The sequence below is a fragment of the Pseudomonas sp. genome, assembly GCF_049590575.1.
Classification (GTDB): domain Bacteria; phylum Pseudomonadota; class Gammaproteobacteria; order Pseudomonadales; family Pseudomonadaceae; genus Aquipseudomonas.
Genome location: NZ_JBAWDE010000156.1, coordinates 1 through 2197, shown reverse-complemented (window position 1 = coordinate 2197; position 2197 = coordinate 1). Strand labels below are relative to the sequence as shown.

Here is a 2197-nt window from a genome sequence, read left to right as displayed (position 1 = left end):
GCATTCCAACTGTGGGAGGGGGCTTGCCCCCGATGGCGATTCAAGGACTGCCTCAGAACATCGGCCGAGCCGAAGCAATCGCCACCACCACCAGCCCTACAATCAGATTGATCCCCACCAACTTGCGGATCTGCCCCAGCGCAGCCGCACCTGCCGGCCAATCCTCAGCCGCCACGGCCGCGCGCAGTTCCGGGAACTTCAACGCCTGGATGCGGATAAACAAGGCGGTCATTACCAGGTACAACCCCATCATCACCTGCACATAACGCGGTGCGGTTTCAAACCCGCTGAAGCGCAACTGCAACAGGCCGATGCCGCTGATCGGCAAAACCAGCACCGCGACCCACACCCACACGAAAAAACGTTGAAACACATTCGCCCACAGCTTGAGCCGGGCAGGGCCCTCAAGTGCCGCCATGGCGGCGGGGCGCAGGATCATCCAGGCGAAAAACATACCGCCGACCCAAACCAGGGCGGCCAGTACATGCAGGGTGTAAGCGAGGCTAAACGCGGTCATTGTGGTACTCCGTTCTGCGCGGGATTAATTAGCGGGGTATGATAGCGGCCGATCCGAACCACTGAAAATTTATCCAGCGTTTTTTGCGCCCGACTATCCATGATCAGCACTGAACTCAAAACCACGATCCAGGGCGCCTATTCGCGTTTTCTCGAAGCCAAGAGCTTGAAACCGCGCTATGGCCAGCGCCTGATGATCGCCGAAGTCGCCAAGGTCCTCGGGGATATCGACACCGACGACGAAGGCCGGCGCAGTGGCGACCCGGCGGTCGTGGCCGTCGAAGCCGGCACCGGTACCGGCAAGACCGTGGCCTACAGCCTGGCCGCGATCCCTACGGCCAAGGCCGCCGGCAAGCGCCTGGTCATCGCCACCGCCACCGTCGCCCTGCAAGAGCAGATTGTCTATAAAGACCTGCCCGACCTGATGCGCAACAGCGGCCTGAACTTCACCTTCGCCCTGGCCAAGGGGCGTGGGCGCTATATGTGCCTGTCCAAGCTCGATGTCTTGCTGCAGGAAGGCCACGCGCAAACGGCCACCGCGTCGCTGTTCGAAGAAGAAGGCTTCAAGATTGAGGTTGATGAAGTCAGCCAGAAGCTGTTTACCAGCATGATCGAAAAACTCGCCGGCAATAAATGGGACGGCGACCGCGACAGCTGGCCCACCGCCCTGGAAGACTCCGACTGGGCGCGCCTGACCACCGACCACAGCCAGTGCACCAACCGCCATTGTCCCAACTTCGGCCAGTGCGCCTTCTACAAGGCCCGCGAAGGCATGGGCAAGGTCGACGTGATCGTCACCAACCACGACATGGTGCTGGCCGACCTGGCCCTGGGCGGCGGCGCCGTGTTGCCGGACCCGCGTGACACCCTCTACGTATTCGACGAAGGTCACCACCTGCCGGATAAGGCCATCGGCCACTTCGCCCACTACACGCGCCTGCGTTCCACCGCCGACTGGCTGGAAACCACCGCCAAGAACCTCACCAAATTACTCGCCCAGCACCCGTTGCCGGGCGATTTGGGCAAGTTGATCGAACAGGTGCCGGAGCTGGCGCGGGAGATCAAGACCCAGCAGCAATTCATGTTCAGTGCCTGCGAGCAGGTGGCCGACTTCAAGCCCGGTGAAGACGTGGAGGGCCGCGAGCGTCCACGTCACCGGTTTGTCGGCGGGTTGATCCCCGAGCACATGCGCGAAATGGGCATCGAGCTGAAAAAAGGCTTTTCGCGCCTGACTGACCTGTTCACCCGCCTGACCGATTTGCTCAAGGAAGGCATGGACGGCGAGGTCAACATTGGCATCGCCAGCAACCAGGCCGAAGAATGGTACCCGCTGTTCGGCAGCCTGTTGTCGCGTGCCCAGGGCAACTGGGAGTTGTGGACCGCCTTTACCGTCGAAGACCCGGAAGACAACCCGCCGATGGCGCGCTGGCTGACCCTGTCGGAAAGCGGTGCGCTGTTTGATATCGAGGTCAATGCCAGCCCGATCCTCGCTGCCGAAATGCTGCGTCGCAACCTGTGGAACGTGGCCTACGGCTGCCTGGTGACGTCGGCCACGCTGACCGCCCTGGGCACTTTCGACCGGTTCCGCATGCGTGCCGGCCTGCCGAAAAAAGCCGTCACCGCCGTGGTGCCGAGCCCGTTCCACCATGCCGACGCCGGCGTGCTGCGGGTGCCGGACCTC

2 protein-coding genes are annotated in these 2197 nt (G+C 62.4%); one reads left to right on the top strand and one right to left on the bottom strand.

The window, feature by feature from the left end:
• Nucleotides 1–52: 52 nt before the first annotated feature.
• Nucleotides 53–517, bottom strand: coding sequence for a CopD family protein (locus WBR57_RS11580; protein WP_424083949.1), 465 nt, complete (start codon nt 515–517; stop codon nt 53–55).
• Between the two features lie 99 nt (nt 518–616).
• Here WBR57_RS11580 and WBR57_RS11575 point away from each other — a divergent pair.
• Nucleotides 617–2197 (top strand): DEAD/DEAH box helicase (locus WBR57_RS11575; protein ID WP_424083948.1); only part of this gene is annotated, 1581 nt, incomplete at its 3' end.

Excerpts from the sequence above, each read along its gene's own strand:
- WBR57_RS11580 (WP_424083949.1), bottom strand. The coding sequence starts at position 517 with ATGACCGCGTTTAGCCTCGCTTACACCCTGCATGTACTGGCCGCCCTG.